At 54.5% G+C, this 24928-nt stretch carries 20 protein-coding genes; 8 read left to right on the top strand and 12 right to left on the bottom strand.

All coding sequences use genetic code 11. From position 1 onward, the window contains the following. Positions 1–6: 6 nt before the first annotated feature. From WCC56_RS12905 to WCC56_RS12880, 6 genes are all read right to left on the bottom strand, one after another. Positions 7–1632, bottom strand: a complete 1626-nt coding sequence (locus tag WCC56_RS12905) for a Na/Pi cotransporter family protein (RefSeq protein ID WP_424692757.1) — start codon at positions 1630–1632, stop codon at positions 7–9. 126 nt (positions 1633–1758) lie between these two features. After that, entirely contained in the window at positions 1759–2751 is a 993-nt protein-coding gene (locus WCC56_RS12900; protein ID WP_424692756.1) for an ABC transporter ATP-binding protein, read from the bottom strand. Positions 2752–2753: 2 nt separating this feature from the next. Continuing rightward, on the bottom strand, positions 2754–3539 hold the full coding sequence (locus WCC56_RS12895; RefSeq protein WP_424692755.1) for an ABC transporter permease: 786 nt from the start codon (positions 3537–3539) through the stop codon (positions 2754–2756). Positions 3540–3551: 12 nt separating this feature from the next. Further along, on the bottom strand, positions 3552–4391 hold the full coding sequence (locus tag WCC56_RS12890; RefSeq protein ID WP_424692754.1) for an ABC transporter permease: 840 nt from the start codon (positions 4389–4391) through the stop codon (positions 3552–3554). Beyond that, on the bottom strand, positions 4388–5206 hold the full coding sequence (locus tag WCC56_RS12885) for an alkaline phosphatase family protein (protein WP_424692753.1): 819 nt from the start codon (positions 5204–5206) through the stop codon (positions 4388–4390). Before WCC56_RS12885 ends, WCC56_RS12890 begins: the two co-directional genes overlap by 4 nt. A 9-nt stretch (positions 5207–5215) precedes the next feature. After that, positions 5216–6277 carry an ABC transporter substrate-binding protein gene (locus WCC56_RS12880; RefSeq protein ID WP_424692752.1) on the bottom strand — a complete coding sequence of 354 codons (1062 nt, stop codon included), beginning with the start codon at positions 6275–6277 and terminating at the stop codon, positions 5216–5218. A gap of 208 nt (positions 6278–6485) precedes the next feature. On the opposite strand from WCC56_RS12880, the gene WCC56_RS12875 reads away from it, so the two are divergent. After that, a complete protein-coding gene (locus WCC56_RS12875) occupies positions 6486–7226 on the top strand; it encodes a UTRA domain-containing protein (RefSeq protein ID WP_424692751.1) in 741 nt (246 codons plus the stop codon). 8 nt (positions 7227–7234) lie between these two features. Here WCC56_RS12875 and metH read toward each other — a convergent pair whose 3' ends face one another. Then, on the bottom strand, positions 7235–10918 hold the full coding sequence (metH, locus tag WCC56_RS12870) for a methionine synthase (RefSeq protein ID WP_424692750.1): 3684 nt from the start codon (positions 10916–10918) through the stop codon (positions 7235–7237). A 197-nt stretch (positions 10919–11115) separates the two neighbouring features. Here metH and iclR point away from each other — a divergent pair, with 197 nt between their 5' ends. From iclR to WCC56_RS12845, 5 genes are all read left to right on the top strand, one after another. Beyond that, entirely contained in the window at positions 11116–11949 is an 834-nt protein-coding gene (gene iclR, locus WCC56_RS12865; protein ID WP_424692749.1) for a glyoxylate bypass operon transcriptional repressor IclR, read from the top strand. Between the two features lie 263 nt (positions 11950–12212). Continuing rightward, a complete protein-coding gene (locus WCC56_RS12860; RefSeq protein ID WP_424692748.1) occupies positions 12213–12365 on the top strand; it encodes a Hok/Gef family protein in 153 nt (50 codons plus the stop codon). Between the two features lie 216 nt (positions 12366–12581). Next, positions 12582–13121 (top strand): gluconokinase, encoded by a 540-nt coding sequence (gene gntK, locus WCC56_RS12855; protein WP_424692747.1) that lies wholly within the window; start codon positions 12582–12584, stop codon positions 13119–13121. Beyond that, entirely contained in the window at positions 13118–14938 is a 1821-nt protein-coding gene (gene edd, locus WCC56_RS12850; protein ID WP_424692746.1) for a phosphogluconate dehydratase, read from the top strand. Before gntK ends, edd begins: the two co-directional genes overlap by 4 nt. 14 nt (positions 14939–14952) lie before the next feature. Next, positions 14953–15594 carry a bifunctional 4-hydroxy-2-oxoglutarate aldolase/2-dehydro-3-deoxy-phosphogluconate aldolase gene (locus WCC56_RS12845; RefSeq protein ID WP_424692745.1) on the top strand — a complete coding sequence of 214 codons (642 nt, stop codon included), beginning with the start codon at positions 14953–14955 and terminating at the stop codon, positions 15592–15594. Here the strand turns inward: WCC56_RS12845 and aceK are convergent. The 5 genes from aceK to WCC56_RS12820 all read right to left on the bottom strand — a co-directional run bounded on the left by aceK (position 15540) and on the right by WCC56_RS12820 (position 22506). Beyond that, entirely contained in the window at positions 15540–17348 is a 1809-nt protein-coding gene (gene aceK, locus WCC56_RS12840) for a bifunctional isocitrate dehydrogenase kinase/phosphatase (RefSeq protein WP_424692744.1), read from the bottom strand. The two genes, WCC56_RS12845 and aceK, sit on opposite strands and share 55 nt — an antisense overlap. A gap of 19 nt (positions 17349–17367) precedes the next feature. Beyond that, complete coding sequence (gene aceA / locus WCC56_RS12835) at positions 17368–18672, bottom strand: isocitrate lyase (protein ID WP_424692743.1); 1305 nt, start codon at positions 18670–18672, stop codon at positions 17368–17370. A gap of 18 nt (positions 18673–18690) precedes the next feature. Further along, entirely contained in the window at positions 18691–20289 is a 1599-nt protein-coding gene (gene aceB, locus WCC56_RS12830) for a malate synthase A (RefSeq protein WP_424692742.1), read from the bottom strand. 329 nt (positions 20290–20618) lie between these two features. After that, the gene (gene metA, locus WCC56_RS12825; RefSeq protein WP_424692741.1) at positions 20619–21548 is read right to left on the bottom strand and encodes a homoserine O-succinyltransferase MetA; all 930 of its coding nucleotides are present in this window, start codon (positions 21546–21548) and stop codon (positions 20619–20621) included. A 106-nt stretch (positions 21549–21654) separates the two neighbouring features. Then, positions 21655–22506, bottom strand: coding sequence for a LysR family transcriptional regulator (locus WCC56_RS12820; protein ID WP_424692740.1), 852 nt, complete (start codon positions 22504–22506; stop codon positions 21655–21657). 160 nt (positions 22507–22666) lie between these two features. On the opposite strand from WCC56_RS12820, the gene WCC56_RS12815 reads away from it, so the two are divergent. Further along, a complete protein-coding gene (locus tag WCC56_RS12815) occupies positions 22667–23875 on the top strand; it encodes a M20 family metallopeptidase (protein WP_424692739.1) in 1209 nt (402 codons plus the stop codon). Continuing rightward, complete coding sequence (locus WCC56_RS12810; RefSeq protein WP_424692738.1) at positions 23872–24666, top strand: transporter substrate-binding domain-containing protein; 795 nt, start codon at positions 23872–23874, stop codon at positions 24664–24666. The genes WCC56_RS12815 and WCC56_RS12810 overlap by 4 nt, the downstream gene beginning before the upstream one ends. The last annotated feature ends 262 nt before the right edge of the window (positions 24667–24928 follow it).

The raw sequence follows: 24928 nt of genomic DNA, 5'->3' as shown, positions 1-24928 counted from the left end.
CAGGTATTAATCCTCGTCCCTTTCATCATCCGGTTGTTCCAGCACGTTATAAGCCACCGCGCAGAACAGGGAATTTAGCCGCTTCATATCCCCCAATAATCCCAGGTGCAGTGAGCTGGTTTCGATGCTCTGCACGTTTTGCTGATGCAGGCGATCAACATGCTTGTGGGAGTAACGGCGGTTAGTAATGCGGAACCGATGCTTCGACCGCCGCAGACGTTTCGCGCTGATCACATCCTGTGATAAGAACACCGAAAGCCCCAGCCGCAAATTACCCGAAAGCTGCTCAATCAGCGTGTCCAGCTCCTTCAGTCCCTCTTCAGAGAAAGCCCGACGCGCGGTCAGCGACTTGTCAGCCACATCTCCGCTCATCCTTTCCAGAATATCGCCGGCCATCTCCAGGTTTAACGCCATTTCGATGATTTCAGCCCAGCGGCGCGAGTCTTCCTCTGGCAAATCCTCTTTCGGCATCTGCGCCAGATAGAGTTTGATCGCGGTGTATAGCACATCCACATCATCGTCCAGCTTGCGGATTTCACGCTCTTCCCGCAGTTCGCCATGCACCACTTTACTGAAGGTAGCCAGCATCTGTTCCAGCACATCGCCCATGCGCAGCGTTTCTCTGGAGGCATTTGCCAGCGCCAGCGCAGGCGTATCCAGCGCGCTACTGTCCAGATGGCGCGGTTTTAAGCGCAGCTCGGTTTCCGGTTCGTCGCGGATCAACTTAGTACAGAGTTTCGCCATCGCATCGGCGAACGGCACCATAATCAGACAGCGAATTAAGTTGTAGAAAACATGGAAAAAGATCACCAACTCTTCGTCGTTCACCGGGAGCTTTTGCAGCCACTCTGCCAGCAAATCGATAAAGGGCAGTACTATCAGCGAGCCGATAAATTTGAAGAGCAGGCTGCCCAAGGCCACCCGTTTTCCGGCCGCATTAGAGGCGCTATTGTTAAGCATGGCCAGTAATCCGCTGCCCAGGTTAGCGCCGATCACCAGGCAAAGCGCCACTTTAAACGAGATCACGCCGGTTGCCGTCAACGTGGCCGTTATCAGCACCGCCGCGAGGCTGGAATAACTGATGATGGCAAAGACGGCGCCAATCAACGCATCCAGCATCACATCGCCGGTCAGTGAGGAGAACAACACTTTGACGCCAGCGGCCTGAGTGATAGGCGTAGCCGCGGCCACAATCAGCTGAAGCGCCAGCAGGATTAGCCCCAGGCCAATGCTGGCGCGGCCAAGCTGCCCGGCTCGCGTTTGTTTGCGCCCCAGGAAAAACACCACGCCGAAGAAGATAAACAGCGGAGAGAGCCAGGAAAGATCAAACGTCAGGATCCGCGCCATCAGCGCAGTCCCGACATCGGCACCGAGAATAACAACCAGCGCTGGCGTCAGTCCGACCAGTTCCTGTGCGACAAAAGACGTGACCAGCAATGTCGTGGCATTACTGCTCTGGACCAGCGCAGTAACGCCAATCCCGGCCACAAATGCCATGGGTTTTTTCGACACGCTGCGGCTGAGCACGCGGCGTAAATCCGCGCCGTAGACACGCATAATGCCGGTACGAACTATGTGCGTTCCCCAGATCAGCAACGCGACAGCAGAAAGCAAATTAAGCAGGGTTAACACCGATATCGACCTCACAACTTCTCAAACTAAACAGACCCAGAGCGGGTTTCCCCGCCCTGCTTACCGTAGTTAGTTTAGCCGAGTTACTGAAAAAATCTTGTTAATCAGCGTGATATATTGGTGAAATCAGGCCACTTCCCGCAGCGTGAGCTTATCCAGATGCAGGCCAACGCAATACCCCGCAGGGTGTAAATCTTCCACCGAACGGTTGAGCACATCGACCAACAGTTCAACCTCTCGCGCTTTTACGCGATAGCGGATGACGTTGCCTAACAGGCTGTGGCTAAGAATTTCAGCAGGAATACCTAGTTCGGGTGCGCAGAAGGCAACAGATTCAGGGCGTAAGGCGACCTGGCTGCTGAAGTTGTCGCCGGTCAGGCGTGAAGCCTGTTCCGCACTTAGCAGGTTGTAGTTGCCAATAAAGCCGGCGGCAAACAGATCAACCGGCTGGGTGTAGAGCGATTCGGCATTGCCATTCTGCACAATCTTGCCCTTGTTCATCAGCACGATGCGGTCCGAAAGCGTCAGCGCCTCTTCCTGATCGTGGGTAACAAACAGCGTAGTAAGATTCAGCTCTTTCTGGATGCGACGGATCTGGTCGCGCAGATGGCGACGAATTCGGGCATCCAGCGCGGAAAGCGGTTCATCAAGCAACAAGAGTCGTGGCTGAGTGACCAGCGAGCGGGCCAGCGCCACACGCTGACATTGCCCGCCAGAAAGCTGGTGTGGATAGCGTTTTGCATAGTCATTCAGCTCCACCAGCTCCAACACTTCACCCACACGCCGCTGGATCTCGGCAGAGGAGCATTTCTGCATTTTCAGGCCAAAGGCGACGTTGCGCTCCACGGTCATATTCGGAAAGAGCGCGTAGCTCTGGAACACCATGCCAATAGAGCGCTTTTGCGGCGTAAGCGGCACGATATCCTGACCCTGTAACAGAATTTGCCCGCTGTCGACTGACGTCAGGCCAGCCAGACAACGCAGCAGGGTAGATTTACCGCAGCCACTTGGGCCCAACAGCGTGACAAACTCCCCTTCGCTGGCAGTGAAATCAATGTCCTGGAATATCGTCGTCGGGCCGTAGCTTTTGTGCAGTTGGGTGACTTTTAAATAAGACATCTTCAGCCTCTCTCGCGGTTCAGGGCATTTGCCAGCCAGGTCACCAGCAGGACAACAAAGAAATAGGAGATCACCAGCGCGCTGCTGAAGTGACCGCTGGCATTGCGCACGTTGTAGAGGTACACCTGCAACGTTTCGTAGCTGGTGCCGACCAGCATATTGGCAAAGACGAACTCGCCGATTAAGAACGAGAAGGAGAGCAGCACGGCAATCAATGCGCCTTTACGCAGGTTCGGCAGCACTACCAGTAACGCGGCCTGCCAGGTACTGGCTCCCAGCAAGTTGGCGGCATCAATCAGCTCGCGCATGTTGATCGCCTGCATATTGTTGGAAATGGCCCGGTAGATAAACGGCAGTGCGATAGTGAAATAACAGCCGATCAGGATCCACGGCGTGCCTGTCAGCATCAGCGGCGGCTCGGAGTAGAGTTGCAGCAGGCCAACGGAAGAGACCACTGGCGGCACGGCAAACGGCATCAGGATCAGTACGTTCATCACCGCATCGAGTTTCGGGAAGTAGTAAGCAATCACAAACATCGTTGGCAGCACCAACAACAGCGAGAAGATCAGTGCCCCGAAACAGATCAACAGCGAATGCCCCAACGCCACAAGGAAGCGCGGATCGCTCCACAGCTGGATCATCCACTTGAAGGTAAAGCCATCCGGCAGAATAGTTGCGCCCCAGCTGGTAGCCAGCGCATATAACAGCGTAGCCACCAGCGGCAGCGCCAGGATCAGAAACACCAGCCAGACGATAATCCGGTGATAGGCATATTCCAGCTTCGACATGTCCAGCCTCCGTTAACGCGCGTTCTGGTAGCTGCGACGAACCAGCCACTGATGAACCACGGTGATCACCGACATCAGCACCACCAGCACCATCGCCAGCGCACTGCCCATATTTGGATCGAGCGAGATATCGCCCGAGACCAGCGCGGCAATCCGCACCGGGATCACGTTGAAGTTACCGGTGGTCAGCGCATAAATAGTGGCGTAAGCCCCGAGAGCGTTCGCCAGCAGGATCACAAAGGTGCCGAGTAACGCAGGCGTCAGGATCGGCAATCCGATATGCAACCAGTAACGAAAGCGGCTGGCACCGAGCAGCGCGGCAGACTCTTCCCAATCCTTTTTCAGTCCGTCAAAAGCGGGATAGAGCAGTAGCAGCCCAAGCGGGATTTGGAACCAGGTGTACACCACAATTAACCCGTTGGTGGAGTAGAGTTTGAATCCCTCCATCAGGCCATATTTGCGCATCAGCAACGTCAGGCAACCGTTCAGTCCCAACAGGATCACAAAGGCAAACGCCAGCGGAACCCCGGCGAAGTTGCTGGTCATGTTGGTAAACGACATAAAGAATCGGTGCAGTTTGCCGCTTCCCAACTGATGCAGCGAGTAGCCGCCCACCAGCGCGATCAGCAGACCATAAACGCTCGACCAGAGTGAGATATCCAGCGAGAAGCGGATCGCCTGCTGATAAAACGTGGAGGTGAAGATATCGTGGTAATTTCCCCAGCCCCAGGCTTCGTTCATTTCGCTATAGAAGCTGTTAATCGCAATCCACACTAAAGGGGCAATTTGAAATGCGATATAGAACAGCGCGAAGGGCAGCAGGCAGAGCAGCGCTATTCCTTTGCCTTTCATCCTGCATTCTCCTGGGTATTCAACAGTTCCGGACACACCGGCTTATCGTGATCCACGCCAAGGATGTCGCACAGCGTGCCGCACAGTTCCGTCTGCAACGGAGCCGCGTCCAGCTGCAAAGAGAAGGCGCTGCCAAAGACAAACAGCGGCACCTGAGTTTCTTCCGGCAGAATGCCGCCGTGGCTGCGGTCGTCATTCATGCCGTGATCGGCGGTGACCACCACCTGATAGCCCTCTTCCAGCCAGCCCGGCATCCAGTGCGACAAATAGCCGTCTGCCATGCGGGCACGGTTGCGGTACTGCGGTGTCGAGAGGCCAAATTTGTGTCCGGCATCATCAATGTTCATCGGGTGGATTAGCAGGAAGTCAGGATTAAAGCGCAGGCGCAGGCTTTCCGCATCCTCAAACAGGTGCGAGTCCGGATAGCCGTCGTCAGAGTAAAAATGGCCGTACTGAATCGGCAGCGAAGCGTCTTCAGTGTGGCGATCGCGGGCGGCCTGCCACGGAGAGCGATTGTATAATTCGCTGACCCAGTTATAGGCCGCTGCCGCCGTTGTCAGCCCGGCATCGCGCGCATAGTGGAAAATACTGCGCTCTTTGCTCAGACGGCTGACGCCGTTGTGAATGATGCCGCTTTTCACCGGCGGAACACCGGTAAGGATGCACTCGTACAAAGGGCGGGACAGCGAGGGAAGCTCGCAGGTGATCTGGTAGAGCTGCCCGTTCCCCTGCGCGCATTCCGCGTGCAGATACCCCATGGCATGTTGCGCCACGTCAAAACTCAGGCCGTCCAGCACTACCAGAATCGTTTTCATCCCGAATCCTTATTGCTTCATGTTAACAATGACGTTTTCCTGCCACAGGCGAGGCAGCATTTTGGACGCTTTGTCCCAGGCTTCCGGGTCTGCAATCGGGTGGGCATTTTTGTACTCAGCGTTAGGCAGCAATTTAGCCTGCACATCCGCTGGCAACGTCAGATGCTCTGCACGGATTGGACGGGCATAGCCCCGCGCCAGGTTGATCTGGCCCGCATCCGAGAAGATGTATTCACGTGCCAGTTTGGCCGCGTTCGGATGTTTAGCGTATTTGTTGATGATGGTGGTGTAGCCAGAGGTGATTGAGCCGTCAGACGGGATAACCACTTCGAACTTACTCTTATCAATCTGATCGCGGTAGTTCAAGCCGTTGAAGTCCCAGACCACGGCAACCTGAATTTCACCCTTCTCAATGTTGGCAATCACCGGATCGGTCACGCCCAGACGGCCTTCTTTCGCCAGGTCGCTGAAGAAGCTCAACGCTGGCTTCAGATCTTTCTCGCTGCCGCCCATGGCATAAGCGGCTGCCAGCACGCCGTTAGCCGCCTGTGCCGCAACGCCAACGTCACCGATGGTCACCACGTATTTGCCTTTCTTCAGGTCTGCCCAGCTGTGCGGGATGTCTTTAACCTGATCCTTGTTGACGATAAAGGCGATGGTGCCGGTGTAGGCCAGCGCCCAGTTACCCTCTTTGTCTTTCGCCCAGGCAGGAACCTGATCCCAGGTGCTTGGTTTGTACGGCTGCGCCAGACCTTTTTGCACGGCAACCGGGCCAAATGCGGCGCCTACGTCACCGATATCGGCAGTTGCGTTGCTCTTTTCAGCGGCAAATTTTGCCAGTTCCTGAGCAGAGGACATGTCGGTATCGCTGTGCTTGATACCGTATTTGCTGCTGATATCTTCCCAGGTGCCTTTCCAGTTGGCCCAGCTGTCTGGCATGCCGACACTGTTAACCTGGCCTTCCGCTTTGGCGGCTTTCTCCAGTGCAGCAAGATCGGTATCGGCGGCGTGAGCGGCCGGAAGGGCAAGGAAGATGGCGCTGGCTAACACAGATGCGAACAAAGATTTCATAACTGCTGCTCCAGATGATAAGTTGAGTGGCCTTCTGGACTAGTCCAGCAAGATCCGAGCCAATCTAGCCTGGCGATATGACAGTTTTATGTCAGAGCCCTGTGGGCAGTGGACTAGTCCACCCTCTCTGATAGCATTGGAATGTGGAATCTGCGCGAAGATCGATCTGTTTATGTGCAGCTTCGCACCAAATTGAGGCTTTGATGTGATGAAAGCGTTAACTGTGGATGTCATTTGCCAGACCCTGGCCGCCAGGATCGCCAGCGGCGATTTTGCGATCAGTGGACGCCTGCCTTCAGAGCGTTGTCTGAGCGAGCAGTTCTCCACCACACGCATTACGCTGCGTGAGGCGCTGGGCCAGTTAGAGTTCCAGGGGATGATTTATCGTGAGCTGCGTCGAGGCTGGTTTATCGCCCCGCCTCGTCTGGCTTATGATCCGCTGTTACGTAGCCACTTCCATGCCATGGCTGAACAGCAGGGACGTAAGGCAGAAACTGAAGTGCTTGATGCACAAAGAGTGAAGGCCACCGCCGGGCTGGCCCAGCAGCTTGGCATGGTGGAAGGCGAGGAAGTGTATCGCATCCAGCGACTGCGCCGGATTGATGGCCGCGCGGTGCTCTACGTAGAGCATTATCTGAATCCGCAGTATTTCCCGGACCTGTTGAGCTTTGATTTAACGCGTTCGCTGACCACGCTCTATCAGGAAGAGTACGGCATTAATTACGGGCGTGTGGGATTTACTATGTTACCTGCGCCGTTGCCAACCTTTGCCGCCCCCGCACTGAAAGTGGCTTCAGGAAGCCCGGCACTGTTCATCACCCGCATTAACCGCGATCAGCACGACCGCATCATCGACTGCGACTACGAATACTGGCGCTATGACGCGCTGTATATTGACGTTCAGGTCAGGGAAGCAGGGCAAACCAGCCGACAGCCAGCTTGCCCTTAAGAGGACGGTTAGTCTGCGTCGTAGCCCAGGTTGGGCGCCAGCCAGCGTTCAACTTCGCTTACCGCCATGCCTTTGCGGCGAGCGTAATCTTCAATCTGATCGCGCTGCAGCTGCGCCACCGCGAAGTATTTACTCTCCGGATGACTGAAGTACCAGCCTGATACCGCAGCGCCCGGCCACATGGCGAAGGATTCGGTCAGCTTCATGCCGGTGTGCGTTTCCACATCCAACAGCTTCCAGATGGTCTCTTTTTCGGTATGTTCCGGGCAGGCCGGATAACCTGGAGCGGGACGGATGCCCTGATAGTTTTCGCGGATCAGCTCTTCATTACTGAGGTTCTCTGTGGCAGCAAAGCCCCAAATAACCTTACGGACTCGCTCATGCAGGTACTCGGCAAAGGCTTCGGCCAGACGGTCAGACAACGCCTTGACCATGATTTTGTTGTAGTCATCATGTTGGGCATCAAAGGCCTCTGCCAGCGCATCTTCTTCCAGACCGCCCGTCACCGCGAAGGCCCCAAGATAATCGGCTTTGCCGCTGGATTTTGGTGCGACAAAATCGGCAAGGCAATAGTTCGCAAAGCCTGATTTCTCTGTCTGTTGACGTAAGTGATGACTTACTTGCAAAATCTTAGTGCGCGACTCATCTTCGTACACTTCAATGTCGTCACCCACGCGATTTGCCGGAAATATCCCGACTACGCCACGCGGATTCAGGGATTTTTTAGCGCTCAGATCGTCCAGCATCGCGTTAGCATCCGCCAATAAGCGCTTCGCCTCTTCTCCGACCACTTCATCTTCCAGAATGCGCGGATATTTGCCCGCCAGCGACCAGGTCATAAAGAATGGCGTCCAGTCGATGTAGTGACGCAAGGTTTCGATGTTAGCACTCACTTCGCTCACACCCAGCCTGTGTGCTACAGGTGGCGTGTAAGTTTCCCAGTCAAAGGCCATATCATTGTCTCTGGCAACCTGCAAACTGACCGGCGGCGTGCGCGGCTTTTTACGCGCGTGCTGAATGCGCACCGTGTCGTATTCTTTGCGGGTGCGTGCAACAAAATCATCATGCTGCGTAGCGGACAGCAATGCGGATACCACGCCCACAGTGCGCGAGGCGTTTTGCACGTAGACCGTAGGTCCACTGTAATTCTGTTCAATCTTCACCGCAGTGTGAGCTTTGGAGGTGGTTGCTCCGCCGATCAGCAGCGGCAGCGTAAAGCCCTGACGCTCCATCTCCTTCGCTACGTTGACCATTTCATCCAGCGAAGGCGTGATCAGACCGGACAGGCCGATAATATCGGCGTTATGTTCTCTGGCGGTTTTCAGAATTTTATCGCTGGGGACCATCACGCCCAGGTCGATGATTTCATAGTTATTACACTGCAAGACCACGCCGACGATATTTTTGCCGATGTCATGCACATCGCCCTTCACCGTAGCCAGCACGATCTTGCCGTTGGTGCTGCCCTTCTCTTTGCTGGCTTCGATATAAGGTTCGAGGTAGGCCACGGCCTGCTTCATCACCCGCGCCGATTTCACCACCTGCGGCAGGAACATTTTGCCTTCGCCAAACAGGTCGCCGACCACGTTCATGCCTGCCATCAACGGCCCTTCAATCACTTCAATTGGGCGGCTGGCATTCTGACGGGCAGCTTCGGTATCTTCTTCAATAAATTCGGTGATGCCTTTAACCAGCGAGTACTCAAGACGTTTTTCAACGTCCCAGCTACGCCATTCAGCCTGCGGCTTGGTACTGCCTTCATCGGATTTAGTGCCACGGTATTTTTCTGCAATCTCCAGCAGGCGTTCGGTGCCCTGATCGGTACGGTTAAGCACCACATCTTCCACCGCCTGACGCAGGTCTTCATCCAGGTCGTCGTAAATCGCCAGCTGACCGGCGTTAACGATCCCCATATCCATCCCATTACGAATGGCGTAATAAAGGAATACGGCGTGGATGGCTTCACGCACAGGTTCGTTGCCACGGAATGAGAAGGAGACGTTAGAAACACCGCCTGAAATCATTGCATGGGGCAGCTCACGTTTGATGTCTTCACAAGCGCCAATGAAATCCATCGCGTAGTTATTGTGCTCTTCGATCCCGGTCGCTACTGCGAAGATGTTGGGGTCGAAAATGATGTCTTCTGGCGGGAAACCGACTTCTTCTGTCAGGATCTTGTAGGCGCGGCGACAGATCTCGATTTTTCGCTCGCGAGTGTCTGCCTGACCGACTTCATCAAAGGCCATCACCACCATTGCTGCCCCATAACGGCGCACCAGCTTCGCCTGGTGTTTAAACGCTTCAACGCCCTCTTTCATCGAGATGGAGTTAACGATGCCTTTGCCCTGAATGCACTGCAGGCCTTTTTCGATAACGTCCCATTTTGAGGAGTCGATCATGATCGGCACGCGGGCAATATCCGGCTCTCCGGCGATCAGATTCAGGAAGCGCACCATGGCCGCTTCCGCATCCAGCATCCCTTCGTCCATGTTGATATCGATAATCTGCGCGCCGCTCTGCACCTGCTGCAGGGCAACTTCGAGCGCTTCGTTATATTTATCTTCTTTAATCAGGCGTTTAAATTTTGCTGAGCCGGTAACGTTGGTACGCTCACCAACGTTTACAAACAGCGATTCTGCGCTGATAGTCAGGGGTTCCAGGCCCGCCAGACGACAGGCTACGGGCAGTTCAGGCAGAGGGCGAGGCGCCACGCCTTCAACCGCTTTGGCCATCGCCGAAATGTGTTCCGGCGTGGTACCGCAGCAACCGCCCACGATATTCAGGAAGCCCGATTGTGCCCATTCGCCAATCTGTTCCGCCATGATCCCGGCATCTAAATCATATTCACCAAAAGCGTTGGGCAAACCGGCGTTAGGGTGCGCGGTGACATAACCTTCGGCAATGCGGGAGAGCTCGGCGACATACTGACGCAATTCGTCTGGACCCAACGCACAGTTCAACCCAAAGGAGAGCGGCTTAGCATGACGAAGTGAGTTGTAGAAAGCTTCGGTCGTCTGGCCAGACAGCGTGCGGCCAGAAGCATCGGTAATGGTGCCGGATATCATCAGCGGCAGCGAAATGCCCAACGCCTCAAATTCGGTTTCTACGGCAAAAATGGCGGCTTTGGCGTTCAACGTGTCGAATACGGTTTCGATCATGATGATGTCTGCGCCGCCCTCGACCAGCGCACGGGTAGACTCGCGATAAGCGTCCACCAGCTGATTAAAGGTGACGTTGCGGAACGCAGGATCGTTGACGTCTGGCGAGATTGAACAGGTGCGGTTAGTTGGGCCAAGTACACCAGCCACATAACGTGGGCGATCTGGCGTACGTGCCGTCCATTCATCGGCTGCAGCGCGAGCCAGTTTGGCCGCAACGTAGTTAATTTCTGCCGACAGCGATTCCATATGGTAATCAGCCATGGCAATGGAGGTGGAGTTGAAGGTGTTGGTTTCGAGAATATCCGCACCCGCTTGCAGATAAGCGTTGTGGATCTCGCTGATCACCTCAGGGCGGGTCAAAACCAGCAGGTCATTGTTTCCCTTCAGATCGCTCTGCCAGTCGGCAAATCGCTGGCCGCGAAAATCGTCTTCTTCCAGCTTATAACTCTGGATCATGGTGCCCATACCGCCATCAAGCAGCATGATACGTTTTGCCAGCTGCTGATGCAGTGCTTCAATTCTGTTGCTCACTCTCGCCCCTTCCCTTCAACCCGGTGGCAAATATGCCAGCTGGACATACTGGCATAACTTTTAAGCGGGTAAAAGAAAACCACCGTGAGACATTTTCAGGCAGCTCGCTTAACTACTCCGACCAGTAAAGCTGACGTTGCATTATTAACCAATAAAACGAAAATGATTTCCACATGGTGAAAATTAAGGAGTCAGATATGGCGACCCCCGTAGTGGTTAAACGCGGTAAAAAACCCCGCGCGGCTGCCGCTCAACCCGCCCAGCCGGCCGGACAGGTTCAGTCACTGACCCGTGGCCTTAAATTGCTGGAATTTATCGCTGATTCGCACGGCAGCGTGGCGTTAACCGAGCTGGCACAGCAGGCCGGTTTGCCAAACTCCACCACTCACCGTTTGCTGACCACGATGCAGCAACAGGGCTTTGTCCGCCAGGTTGGCGATTTGGGGCTCTGGACGATTGGCGCGCATGCCTTTGTGGTGGGAAGCAGTTTTCTGCAGAGCCGAAACCTGCTGGCTTTGGTGCACCCGATGCTGCGCCAGCTGATGGAAGACTCCGGGGAAACCGTCAATCTGGCGGTATTGGACCTGAGCGATCGCCAGGCGGTGATTATTGACCAGGTTCAGTGCACTCAGCTGATGCGGATGTCCGCGCCTATTGGCGGCAAATTGCCGATGCACGCTTCCGGCGCGGGTAAAGCTTTCCTGGCGAATCTCAATGATGCTCAGGTCAGCGAACTGTTGCACCGGCAGGGCTTGCATCACTACACGCCCAAAACGTTGATGTCGCCGCACATTTTAAAAGAGAACCTCGCGCTGGTGCGCAAAGTGGGCTTTTCCTTCGATGATGAAGAACATGCGCTTGGCCTGCGCTGCGTGGCAGCCTGTATTTATGATGAGCACCATGAACCCTTTGCCGCCATTTCCATTTCGGGACCGATCTCCAGAGTGACCGATGACCGTGTGACCGAACTGGGTGCCATGGTAATAAAAGCAGCAAAAGAGATTACCCGCGAATACGGCGGCGCGCGCTGAGCTGGCTCAGAAATACCGAGTGGAGTTTCATTGTTGTTGCAGAAAAATCAGGGCCAGATTTGAGTTTAGTGAAGTGGTGTCGTTGAGATGAAATAGTGTGCGCTACACTGCGCCTGGGTGCTCAGGATCTTTTTGTCCTGGGTTGCCAGGACAAAAAGAGAAAAGCCCCACCTGAGGTAACTCAAAGTGAGGCCGCTCTTACACCCGACAGTGTAAAGGTAGCCTTTTACCCGCTGAAAAGCAACGGAGAAAGGAGGCCAAAGATGGCACAGAAAATGTTCGCCCTCTGCTTAATTGTGGTCTGTATTACAGTTGTTACTGTCATCTGGATCACGCGTGGTTCGCTCTGCGAATTGCACATTAAACAAGGAGGAACAGAGGTTGCTGCCAGCTTAGCCTGTGACTCGACAAGGTAAAGCAACCCCACTGGCGGGCAGCCTGCTCGCCAGTGCAGTGTTGAGGTGGGGTCTTTGAGCACCCTTCCCCGCAAAATTTGAACCAGATCACATTTACCGCCGATTCCCCGCTGTTCTGATTGCGTACTCAGCGCATTCCCCCAACAATGCTAAGGAGAGATGTTACCGGTAACAACGCCAGCGAGCGTCGTGCCTTTGCTATTTTGGAGCTGAGCTATGAGCAATCAACACCACAGAATTTACGTCATCATGGGGGTCTCCGGCAGCGGAAAATCTGCCGTGGCGGCCAGCGTCGCCCGTCAGCTCTCAGCAGGAATGCTGGATGGCGATTTCCTGCACCCCCGCGATAACATTCAGAAAATGGCCGCAGGTGAAGCGCTGAATGATGGGGACCGTGCGCCGTGGCTAACGGCCCTTAACGATGCCGCCTTTGCTATGCAACGCACCAATAGCGTGTCGATCATCGTCTGCTCTGCACTGAAGAAGCATTATCGTGACCGTTTGCGTGCCGGTAACAGCAACCTGTCGTTTGTCTATCTGCATGGCGATTTCCCGGTGATTGAAGCGCGCCTTGCCGCTCGCAGTGGTCATTTCTTCAAAACCCAGATGCTGGTCAGCCAGTTTGCTGCGCTGGAACAGCCAGGCGCGGAAGAAAGTGACGTCAAGATCATCGACATTAATCAACCACTGGAACAGGTGATTGCCGCAACGGTTGAGCATATCCAGCACTTCCAGCTACAGGAAGCCTGCGCATGAACAACGTTCACCCAGCCATTGCCCGCGTCACTCAGCGCATTGTTGAACGCTCAGCAGAGACCCGCGCCGCCTATCTGGCCCGTATCGACGCCGCCCGCTCTAAAACCGTACAGCGTGCAAAACTGGCCTGTGGCAACCTTGCCCACGGCTTTGCCACCTGCCAGCCAGACGATAAGGCGTCGTTGAAAAATATGGTGCGCAGCAATATCGCCATCATCACCGCTTACAACGATATGCTCTCAGCCCACCAGCCTTACGAGGTCTATCCGGACAAAATTCGCCGTGCCCTGAATCAGGTCGGAGCGGTTGGTCAGGTTGCTGGCGGCGTGCCTGCAATGTGCGACGGTGTGACCCAAGGCCAGGACGGGATGGAACTCTCGCTGATGAGCCGCGATATCATCGCCATGTCATCCGCTGTTGGCCTGTCTCACAATATGTTCGATGGCGCCCTGTTCCTCGGTATTTGCGACAAAATCATTCCCGGCCTGGTCATGTCGGCCCTGTCGTTTGGTCATCTTCCTGCGCTGTTCATTCCCGCTGGCCCAATGAGCAGCGGCCTGCCGAACAAAGAAAAAGTCCGCGTTCGCCAGCTGTATGCCGAAGGTAAAGCCGATCGCCATGCGCTGCTGGAAGCGGAAGCCGCCTCCTATCATGGCATTGGTACCTGCACCTTCTACGGCACCGCCAATACCAACCAGATGGTGATGGAAGTGATGGGGATGCATCTGCCCGGCTCTTCCTTTATCCATCCTGATACGCCGCTGCGTGAAGCGCTGACTGATGCCGCTGCCCGCCAGGTGACTCGCCTGACCGAAATGTCCGGCAACTATCTGCCTCTGGGTAAACTGGTTGATGAGAAAGTGGTGGTTAACGGGATTGTCGCGCTGCTGGCAACAGGTGGCTCAACCAACCTGACCATGCATATGGTCGCAATGGCGCGTATGGCTGGTATCCAGATTAACTGGGATGATTTCTCCGAGCTTTCAGAGGCGATCCCGCTGCTTTGCCGCATCTATCCCAATGGCCCGGCAGACATTAATCAGTTCCAGGCCTCCGGCGGCGTGGCTCTGTTGGTGCGTGAGCTTCTCGCTCACGGCCTGCTGCATGAAGACGTCCACACTGTGGCCGGTTTTGGCCTGCAGCGTTACACCCAGGAGCCGTGGCTGGATAACGGTCAGCTGGCCTGGCGTGATGGCCCGGATGCTTCGCTCGATGACAAGGTGATCGCTAAGGTGTCGCAGCCTTTCGAGCAACATGGCGGGACTAAAGTGCTACAGGGTAATCTGGGCCGCGCCGTGATGAAAACCTCTGCGGTTCCGGCTGATAATCAGATTATTGAAGCGCCTGCCGTTGTGTTCGAAAGCCAGCACGACGTGCTGCCCGCCTTCGAAGCGGGCGAGTTGAACAAAGATTGCGTGGTGGTGGTGCGCTTCCAGGGGCCTCAGGCCAATGGAATGCCGGAACTGCATAAGCTGATGCCGCCACTTGGCGTGCTGATGGACCGGGGCTTTAAAGTGGCTCTGGTCACTGATGGTCGCTTATCGGGCGCGTCAGGCAAAGTGCCTTCGGCCATCCATGTTACCCCTGAAGCCTATACCGGCGGTCTGCTGGCGAAAGTGCAAAACGGTGACGTGATCCGGGTAAATGGCCGCACAGGCGAGCTTGAACTGCAGGTTGATCGGGCCGAACTGAATGAACGAACGGCTTATCAGCCTGATTTAAGCGCTGAGCATATTGGCTCCGGGCGTGAATTATTTGGCGCGCTGCGTAGTCAACTTTCAGGAGCCGAACAGGGCGCCTGCTGCATCAAATTTTAATGGAGAGCACCTCAATGAATAACTGGAAAACCAGCGCAGAGCAGATCCTGACTTCAGGCCCGGTCGTCCCGGTGATCGTGATAAACAAACTGGAACATGCTGTGCCACTGGCTAAAGCCCTGGTCGCTGGCGGCATTCGCGTGTTGGAAGTCACTCTGCGTACGGCTTGTGCGCTAGAGGCCATCCGCACCATTGCTAAAGAAGTCCCGGACGCGATCGTTGGCGCAGGAACAGTGATCAACCCTCAGCAACTTCATGAAGTGACCGAAGCTGGTGCGCAGTTTGCGATCAGCCCAGGCCTGACAGAAGATCTTCTGAAAGCGGCAAATGCCGGATCGATCCCATTGATCCCTGGGATCAGCACCGTTTCTGAGCTGATGCTGGGCATGGATCATGGCCTGCGTGAGTTTAAATTCTTCCCGGCTGAAGCCAACGGCGGCGTGAAAGCGCTGCAGGCCATCGCGGGGCCTTTCCCTCAGGTTCGCTTCTGCCCGACTGGCGGCATCTCGCCGGCTAACTACCGCGACTATCTGGCGCTGAAAAGCGTGCATTGCATCGGTGGCTCCTGGCTGGTGCCTGACGATGCGCTGGAGAACGGCGATTACGACCGCATCACCTCGCTGGCACGCGAAGCTGTAGCAGGCGCTTCAGCCTGATCCTGTCGCAGAGCCTGGCTTTCCGTCAGGCTCTGCGCATAGCGCTGACAGAAGCGCTGTCGCCGACGGTAAGCATAAACATCCTCAATGTGCCCTTCATGAATACGCTGTTGCAGGCTTCGCCAGAAAGCAGCCGTGAATAACTCCGAATGCATCTCATCAAATAACAGCGCAATAGCCGGATCGGCACAGAGATAGTGGCGAAACTCCTCCGGGAACACATCCTCTGGCGTCACGCTGTACCAGGGTTCGTGGCTCAGCTCATCTTCTGGATAACGGGGAGCGGGGATCTGCCGAAAATTCACCTCGGTCATGTAGCTAATCTCATCATAATCATAAAACACCACGCGACCGTGACGGGTTACGCCAAAATTCTTGTAGAGCATGTCTCCGGGAAAGATGTTTGCAGCGGCCAGCTGCTTAACGGCATTGCCATACTCTTCAATCGCCTCACGGCGTTGTTGCGCATCCGCCTGTTCCAGCCACAGATTCAGCGGCGTCATCTTGCGTTCCAGATACAGATGGCTGATCGCTAGTTTGTCGCCCTGCTCCTGCAGTTTTTCCGGGATCTCCTGCCACATCACCTGCAGCAACTCTTTGCTGATGCGAGCTTTGTCGAGGGCAAAGTTTTCAAATTCCTGGGTGTCCGCCATGCGGCCGACACGGTCGTGCTCTTTGACCAATTGATAACACTGCCGGACACGCTCAGGCGTTACCTCTTTTTGCGGGGCAAAGCGGTCTTTAATCACCTTAAATACCCGGTCATATCCCGGTAACGTGAAGACCAGCATCACCAGTCCCCGCACGCCGGGGGCAATGATGAGCTCTTCAGAGGTGGCGCTCATATACTGCAGATATTCCCGGTAGCACTCGGTTTTACCGTGCTTCTGGCAGCCGATAGCCATATACAGCTCTGCGGTGGTTTTTCCCGGCAGAATTTCCCGCAGCCACTCCACCAGCGCAGCAGGTAACGGCGCGTAAACCATAAAATAGGCGCGGGCGAAGCCAAACACGATGCTGGCTTCACGCTTACGCGTCAGGCAAGTATCAATCATCAGTTCGCCCCGATCGCTTCGGTGGATGGGTAACAGAAAGGCGTAGACGCCAGACTCAAGGCGAAGCTTTGCCACCAGCCAGGCCGCTTTATTGCGATAGAAAAGCTCGTTGGCCACTTCCAGCGCTCCGCCAGCCAGCTGCTGTTTACTGAAATTCTCCTGCAGATGGGCCATCACAAAACCGATATCCCGCTGACTGTCCTGCCAGGGCAGACGCAGCGGCAGATCGTGTAAAACCCTGCTCAGGAGTGCCTGCCAGTCGCCGTGGGCATAGAACGTTTTCGCCAGCGGACGCGGAAGAGTACGAAAGCGCCGTTCAGGCTGTGAGCTGAAGATAAACAAGCGTTCTGGCGTCAGCAGTTGATGTCCAAACAGACGGCAATAGACAGAATTGAAGAAGCTTTCGGCTATTTCGAAACGGGGATAGTCGGGCAACAGCTCGGTGTAAATCGCCTTCACCCGCAGCAGAAAATCGTCGTCATTGACTTGCTCTCCTGTTATACAGCGGAGCTGCTCTACCACCAGACCAACGTGACGATCGTACAGATGGATACGGGCCTTCATGGCAGCCTGCACGGCCTGCCAGTCGGCCTGTTCAAAACGGTGCTGGGCCCCGGCTGTCACTTCCAGAAACCGGCCGTACTGCGCATCAAAACCCTGCAGGATGGTCTGTGCTATCAGCGTTTCTCGTTGTGTCATGGGGCCCCCGTTTGTCCGATCAGAATTGCTGTTCTTCCGTTGATCCGGTCAGCGCGGTCACTGAAGAGACGCCGCCCTGAATGATATTGGTGACGCTGTCAAAATAGCCGGTACCCACCTCCTGCTGATGTGAGGAGAAGGTATAGCCTTGTTCCCGCGCGGCAAATTCCGGCTGCTGCACTTTTTCCACGTAATGACGCATCCCTTCGCCCTCCGCATAAGAGCGGGCGAGATCGAACATGCTGAACCACATACTGTGGATCCCCGCCAGGGTGATGAACTGGAAGCGGTAACCCATTTCACTCAGCGACTGCTGGAAATGCGCGATGGTGGTGTCATCGAGATTCTTCTTCCAGTTAAAAGAAGGTGAGCAGTTATAGGCCAGCAGCTTACCCGGGAAGCGGGCGTGGATAGCGTCGGCGAAGCGTTTTGCCAGCGCCAGATCCGGGGTGGACGTTTCGCACCACAATACGTCGGCATAAGGCGCATAAGCCAACCCACGGCTGATGGCCTGCTCGATACCGGCATGCGTTTTAAAGAAGCCCTCTGGCGTGCGCTCGCCGGTAATAAACTCCCGGTCATATTCATCGCAGTCCGAGGTGATTAAGTCAGCCGCATCGGCATCTGTACGAGCAATCAATACGGTTGGAACGGCCATGACATCCGCTGCCAGACGGGCTGCCACCAGCTTGTGGATCGCTTCCTGAGTCGGGACCAGGACTTTGCCGCCCATATGGCCGCATTTCTTCACCGACGCGAGCTGATCTTCAAAATGGACGCCACCTGCGCCGGCCTGAATCATCGCCTTCATCAGTTCAAAGGCATTCAGCACGCCACCAAAGCCCGCTTCCGCATCGGCGACTATCGGCAGGTAATAATCCACATGCCGCGGATCGCCCGGTTCAATCTGGTTCGCCCACTGGATCTGGTCTGCTCGCTGGAAAGTGTTGTTGATGCGCTCAACCACCGACGGGACAGAGTTGGCCGGATAGAGCGACTGATCCGGGTACATGCTGCCTGCCAGGTTGGCATCTGCCGCCACCTGCCAGCCGGAGAGATAGACCGCTTCGATCCCGGCTTTGGCCTGTTGTAATGCCTGCCCGCCTGTCAGTGCCCCAAGGCTGTTGATATACCCTTTCTTCGCTCCACCGTTCAGCAGATCCCAGAGTTTTTCTGCCCCAAGCTGCGCCAGTGTGCAGGCAGGATTCACCGAGCCGCGCAGCTTCACCACTTCTTCCGCAGAGTAAGGACGGGTAATGCCTTCCCAGCGTGCATCTCGCCAGGATTGAGTCAGTTGGTCGATCTGTTGGGTACGAGAAGTCATAGCAAAATCCCCAGTAGGTCAGTGAAGTAAGCTGTAGCCCGGCAGAGTCAGAAACTCCACCAGCTCGGGTTCAGTAGTAATGCGTTCCATCAGTTCGGCGGCTTCGCAGAAACGCCCCTGAGAGAAGCGTTGGTCTCCAAGCTCCTGCTGGATAACCTGCATCTCTTCGGCCAGCATCTGTCGGAACAACGCCTCGGTAACCTTCTCCCCTGTTTGCAGCGTTTTACCATGGCGGATCCACTGCCAGATCGAGGTACGAGAGATTTCAGCCGTAGCCGCATCCTCCATCAAGCCATAGACCGGGACGCAGCCATTGCCAGAGATCCAGGCTTCGATGTACTGCACGGCCACGCGAATGTTGGCTCGCATTCCGGCTTCGGTTCTTTCGCCAGCACAGGGCTCCAGCAACTGTTCAGCCGTGATGGGGGCATCATCCTCTCGCAGGACATCCAGCTGATTAGGCTTGTCGCCCAGCACCTGAGTGAAAACGGCCATCACCGTATCTGCCAGGCCCGGGTGAGCAATCCAGGTGCCGTCGTGACCGTTGGTGGCCTCACGCTCTTTGTCCGTTCTCACCCGGTTGAGCACCCATTGGTTGCGCTCCTGCTCTTTGCTCGGGATAAAGGCCGCCATCCCACCCATCGCAAAAGCACCACGGCGGTGACAGGTTCTAATCAGCAAACGCGAGTAGGCATCCAGAAATCCTTTTTCCATCGTCACCGACTGACGATCGGGTAACACCCGATCGGGATGATTTTTCAATGTTTTGATATAGCTGAAGATGTAGTCCCAACGGCCACAGTTCAGACCCACGATGTGATCGCGCAGGCTGAAAAGGATCTCGTCCATCTGAAATACCGCTGGCAGCGTTTCGATCAGCAGCGTGGCCTTGATCGTGCCGCGTGGCAGATCAAAACGATCTTCCGCATAGCTGAACACTTCGCTCCACCAGGCCGCTTCCTGCCAGCTCTGGGTTTTCGGCAGATAAAAGTAGGGCCCGCTGCCTTTCGCCAGTAAGGCGTCCACGTTGTGGAAGAAGTAGAGCGCGAAATCAAACAGGCTGCCGGGGATGGCTTCACCACGCCAGGTTACATGCTTCTCCGGCAGGTGCAGCCCGCGAACACGGCAAACCAACACGGCGGGATCGGGCTTCAGCTGGTAGATTTTTCCCGCTTCGTTGCGGTAACTGATGGTGCCGTTAACCGCATCGCGCAGATTGATTTGCCCTTCGATCACTTTGTCCCATGAGGGTGCCAGCGAGTCCTCGAAATCGGCCATAAAGACATTTACATTGGCATTCAGCGCGTTAATCACCATCTTGCGTTCAACCGGGCCGGTGATCTCTACGCGGCGGTCCAGCAGGTCAGCCGGAATGCCACGGATCTTCCATTCACATTGCTTAATGGAATTCGTTTCCGAAATAAATCCAGGCAGTTCACCGGCATCAAAACGCTGCTGTTGCTGCTTGCGGGCGGTCAGTAATTCATTGCGGCGCGGGGTGAATTTCGCCACCAGTTCACCGAGGAATTCCACTGCCGCGTCGGTCAGGATCTGCCGCTCTTTTGGGCCTACAGGGCGCTGGAACGCCATTTCTGTGCTGATAACCTGTTGTGTCATCTCTTCACTCCCAGCCTGGTTGCATCCTCAGAAGGACGATTCTGTCTTTGGGTGATTTTTAACCCGTGAATCAACATACAATTTTTCAAAATATAAAATCAAAAACTATTTCCATTTTATTGCCTCCTAGCCAATAAACTGCTGATAGTTAATGATTTAAAGTTTATCAATTACAGGAATGGAGTTTCACACACTGCTTTTCAGCATGATGGAAGGTGATAAACACTGGCAGATCAAAGAGGTTTGGCAGGGAGACTGGAGGATTTCAGACAATAAAAAAAGGGCCACTCTTTTTCAGAGATTGACCCTTTTCTTCGCTAACGGAGAGTTCATTCCAGGCTGGGATTCATATGGCGCAAATCGAATGGGGTGATCTGGTAAACATAGTAGTTCAGCCAGTTTGAAAACAGCAGGTTACCGTGGCTGCGCCAGCTAGCACGCGGCGTTAGCTGAGGATTATTCTGCGGGAAATAATTATACGGAATATCCGGGTTCAGACCGGCTTCAAAGTCGCGATGAAATTCGCCCGATAAGGTCAGTGCATCATACTCAGGATGCCCGGTGACAAACGCAAGCCGCTTGTCTTTACTGGCAAACAGATAAGCGCCCGTTTGCTCCGATTCAGCAAAAATTTCCAGGTCGGTGTAATCTCGCAGCAGCTGCGTTGGGAAGTCCGCGTAGCGGGAGTGCGGTGCCAGAAAGGTATCGTCAAATCCACGGGTTAACAGTGCATGAGGATGCAGGATCTGGTGGTCGTAAACCCCTGACAGTTTCGTTTCCCGGGTTTGCTTAGGAATGCCGTACAGGATATTCAGTGCAGCCTGAACGGCCCAGCAGACAAACAGCGTGGACGTCACATGCTCTTTCGCCCAGTGCAGCACTCGCTGGATCTGCGGCCAATAGGCAACATCATTAAAATCAACCAGGCCTAATGGCGCACCTGTGACGATCAGGCCATCGTAGTTGTCATGCTGAATATCTTCAAAGTTGCAGTAGAAGTTATTCAGGTGCTCCATCGGGGTGTTGCGTGTTTCACGGCTGTCGATGCGCAACAGCTGGATATCAATTTGCAGCGGCGAGTTGGAAAGCAAGCGGAGAAACTGGTTCTCTGTCTCAATCTTTTTCGGCATCAGATTCAGTACCAACACTTTCAACGGACGGATTTCCTGAGTGCTGGCCCTGGTTGAGGTCATCACAAAGACATTCTCGTTACGCAGAAAATTCACTGCTGGTAGTTCATCGGGTACCCTGATTGGCATAACCTTGCTTCCTCATTTATCCATTCATACGTTTAGACATCCAGACACCCGAAGATAACGCGATGATCGGCGAATGTCGAGGCTTCATCCGTAAGTTGAAAATGTTTCATCTGCGATCGCCAAACATCTCAACAAAGGGCAGCGTTACAGCGGCATCCGTGCTGGCATGACGATAAAGAAGCCAGGTGCGGCTTTTGACTGGCTCCCCACCTACCGCTATCGGCGTACGACAAAGCGTTGGCGCCAGCGGTTGGTAGCTGGAGACAATCGCATAACCTAGTCCTCGCTCCACCATTGCCAGGCAGACTTCCAGTTTATCGACATTCATCACTACTCGCGGTGCCAGCGAATAATTGGCATTCCACCAACGTTCTATAAGTTTAGTGATATGGCCACCGTGGCTGATTTTTATTTGCGGCAGATGGGGTAACAGCGCCAGATCGATCGGCTGGCGGCTAATCAGGTAATAGTCATCTTCATCAATCAGCCTCTTGCCTTCTTTCCAGCCATAGTCGTCTTTCACCACCGCCAGATGGACGTCGCCACGCTGAAGTTTGAGGAACATCTCTTCGCTCAATCCGGTGACCAGATTCACGCTGATGCCCGGATGCCGTTGGCTGAACTCGGCTAACAGATCCGGCAGCCGGTAAGCAGCGAAGTTGCTTGATACCCCGATCTTCAATTCGCCCTGCTGCGGTCCGTTCAGGTTTTGTAATGTGGTGCGCAGGAGTTGCAGTTCATCCAGGACCGTATCTGCGTGCTGCGCCAGATAGCGTCCCTGCGCGGTGAAGTTAAGCCCTTTACCACCGACTTCAAACAACTGAACATCGAGCTTGCGTTCAATCTGTCGCAGGCGATAGCTGAGCGCAGGTTGCGAAGTAAATAACTCTTCCGCTGCACGAGTGATGTTTTTGTACTGCCAGACAGTACGGATGATTAGCCAGTCTTTCTCGTTCATCGCCTGCTCATTTTATTAGCCCACCCTTACCATAAAATAATTTTTGGCAGCATTACGCAAGCCATAAAAAAGCTCAATTGGGAATTGTGCAGCAAAAGGCCTATACCATTATAACGCACTGGTTTTTCTGTAATTAACTGCACCGAATTGGGGAATCATTATGTCTGAACGCACCAACAGCGCGCAGAAAGATAAAATTATTTATGCCGCAAATCATATCAGTCCTGAGATGAACGATCTGGCGTTAAGCCTGCATCAACATCCCGAGCTTAGCTTTGCAGAACACCGCTCGGCGGCTGAATTGATTAAGCCATTACGCGAAGCAGGCTTCAGCATTGAAACCGGAACCGGTGGGCTGGAAACCGCTTTTCGCGCCAGCTGGCAACAAGGAACCGGTGGCCCAACCATCGCTTTTCTCGCTGAGTATGATGCGCTGCCCGAGCTGGGCCATGCCTGTGGCCATAACCTGATTGGGACGGCTTCTGTCGCGGCGGCGCTGGCGTTGAAGGCAGCAAATGTCGAGTTTAACGGCCGCATTGAGGTGATTGGGACACCTGCCGAGGAAGATGGCGGCGGTAAAATCATCATGGTGGAACAAGGCGTTTTTGATGATGTCGACGCGGCGATGATGTTCCACCCAAGAGAGAGGAATATGGTGCTGCGCGGTGCGCTTGCCTGCCATGACTCCACGTTCAAATTTTATGGTAAGCCAGCTCATGCTGCTTCCGCACCGCAACAAGGGATCAGTGCACTTGATGCGGTGATCCACACCTTCAATGGCATCAATGCCTTACGTCAGTTCTTCACCGATGATGTGCGTATCCATGGCGTGATTACTCACGGGGGTAGCGCGGCAAATATTGTCCCAGCCTATGCGGAAGCTAAGTTTATCCTGCGTGCTGCTACTGTTGGTGGCCTGAGTGAGGTCCGCCGTAAAGTCTATGCTGCCGTCAACGGCGCCGCTGAGATGACCGGAGCACGGGTAGAGATAGAGGAAGGGCTGTTTTACGCCGAGCGTAATAACAATCTGGCGCTGGCAGCCAGCTTTACGGCTAACCTGGCGCTACTTGACGTGGAAAGCTACGACCCACCTAAAAGTGGCGGTGTAGGCTCTTCAGATATTGGCAACGTAAGCCAGGTAACGGCGGCTATTCATCCTTATCTGCGTATTGGTGATGTCACACCTCATACTCCTGAATTTGCCGCTGCGGCTGGTTCTGCGACTGGCCTCAGCGCCATGTTAACGGCGGCGAAGGCTCTGGCGATGACAGCTTATGACTTGTGCCAGGATGAGGCGCAACTGGCGGCGGTGAAGAACGAATTTACTCAGTGGTCCACACAAAAAGTTCAGGCAGGAGAGAAGCAATGATCAAAGTATCCCATATTCTGACGATAGCAACGCTGGCCCTTGGCTGTTCTTCTGCGATGGCGGCAGGTGAAACATTGCGAGTAGCCGCTGACCTGGCCTATCCGCCTTTTCAGTATCGCGATGTGAATGGCAAACCTGCCGGTTTTGAGATCGATATTACCAACGCCGTTTGTAAAGCCATTGCGGTTAAATGTGACTATGTGGTCAGCAGTTTTGATGCAGAGATCCCGTCACTGATGGCCAAAAAAGTGGATTTCATTTCGCCGCTGGGCGCGACCAGTAAACGTAAACAATCGATTGATTTCAGTGACTTTATTTACCATGTTCCTTCTCAGTTAGTAGCGCGAAAAGGTACTAACCTGCAGCCGAGTGCAGAGTCGTTGCAGGGCAAGACGATTGCTGTTCAGCAGGGATCGATACAGGAAATGTATGCCAATAAATATTGGGCACCGAAAGGCGTGGAGATCAAAACCTATCCGGATCAGGATGTGATTTATCAGGATCTGGCTGCGGGACGGCTTGATGGCGCTCTGAGTCCGGCAGTTGCCATTTCGTTTGGCTTCCTGCAGAAGCCTGAAGGCAAAGATTTTGCGCTGATGGGCCCTGAAGTGCGTGACGATTTGCTTTACAGCATTGGTTCAGCTTATGGCGTACGTAAAGGGGATGAAAAAACGCAGCAAATGCTGAATGAAGGACTGTCCAAGGTTATTGCTGACGGCACCTGGCTGAAGATTAAAAAGCACTATTTTGGCGACATTGAGATGAAAGTGACCCGGACAGAGCAAAAATAGACCTTTCAGGGTAACTTTTATCCGTCCCGCAAACGCAAAAAACCCCAACCTTCCGGCTGGGGTTATTGCTTGTTTGATGCCTGGCAGTTTGTGAACGTCCGTTCACCCTGCGGGCCTCAAACTTCACCTTACGGTTCGTTTGTCCTGCTCTCTGAGAGCGGTAACCGCCTTCTGTCATTCCCATAACAAAAAAGCCCCATGCTTTCGCATGAGGCTTGTTTGCTTATTTGATGCCTGGCAGTTCCCTACTCTCGCATGGGGA

Source organism: Erwinia sp., from assembly GCF_049696395.1.
Classification (GTDB): Bacteria; Pseudomonadota; Gammaproteobacteria; order Enterobacterales; family Enterobacteriaceae; genus Erwinia.
The sequence above is the reverse complement of the archived record's forward strand: the minus strand, read 5'-3'. Positions and strand labels throughout refer to the sequence as shown.

Coding starts and splice junctions, on each gene's coding strand:
- WCC56_RS12900 (WP_424692756.1), bottom strand. CDS start 2,751: ATGTCTTATTTAAAAGTCACCCAACTGCACAAAAGCTACGGCCCGACG.
- WCC56_RS12895 (WP_424692755.1), bottom strand. CDS start 3,539: ATGTCGAAGCTGGAATATGCCTATCACCGGATTATCGTCTGGCTGGTG.
- WCC56_RS12890 (WP_424692754.1), bottom strand. CDS start 4,391: ATGAAAGGCAAAGGAATAGCGCTGCTCTGCCTGCTGCCCTTCGCGCTG.
- WCC56_RS12885 (WP_424692753.1), bottom strand. CDS start 5,206: ATGAAAACGATTCTGGTAGTGCTGGACGGCCTGAGTTTTGACGTGGCG.
- WCC56_RS12880 (WP_424692752.1), bottom strand. CDS start 6,277: ATGAAATCTTTGTTCGCATCTGTGTTAGCCAGCGCCATCTTCCTTGCC.
- WCC56_RS12875 (WP_424692751.1), top strand. CDS start 6,486: ATGAAAGCGTTAACTGTGGATGTCATTTGCCAGACCCTGGCCGCCAGG.
- iclR (WP_424692749.1), top strand. CDS start 11,116: ATGGCGACCCCCGTAGTGGTTAAACGCGGTAAAAAACCCCGCGCGGCT.
- WCC56_RS12860 (WP_424692748.1), top strand. CDS start 12,213: ATGGCACAGAAAATGTTCGCCCTCTGCTTAATTGTGGTCTGTATTACA.
- gntK (WP_424692747.1), top strand. CDS start 12,582: ATGAGCAATCAACACCACAGAATTTACGTCATCATGGGGGTCTCCGGC.
- edd (WP_424692746.1), top strand. CDS start 13,118: ATGAACAACGTTCACCCAGCCATTGCCCGCGTCACTCAGCGCATTGTT.
- WCC56_RS12845 (WP_424692745.1), top strand. CDS start 14,953: ATGAATAACTGGAAAACCAGCGCAGAGCAGATCCTGACTTCAGGCCCG.
- aceK (WP_424692744.1), bottom strand. CDS start 17,348: ATGACACAACGAGAAACGCTGATAGCACAGACCATCCTGCAGGGTTTT.
- aceA (WP_424692743.1), bottom strand. CDS start 18,672: ATGACTTCTCGTACCCAACAGATCGACCAACTGACTCAATCCTGGCGA.
- aceB (WP_424692742.1), bottom strand. CDS start 20,289: ATGACACAACAGGTTATCAGCACAGAAATGGCGTTCCAGCGCCCTGTA.
- metA (WP_424692741.1), bottom strand. CDS start 21,548: ATGCCAATCAGGGTACCCGATGAACTACCAGCAGTGAATTTTCTGCGT.
- WCC56_RS12820 (WP_424692740.1), bottom strand. CDS start 22,506: ATGAACGAGAAAGACTGGCTAATCATCCGTACTGTCTGGCAGTACAAA.
- WCC56_RS12815 (WP_424692739.1), top strand. CDS start 22,667: ATGTCTGAACGCACCAACAGCGCGCAGAAAGATAAAATTATTTATGCC.
- WCC56_RS12810 (WP_424692738.1), top strand. CDS start 23,872: ATGATCAAAGTATCCCATATTCTGACGATAGCAACGCTGGCCCTTGGC.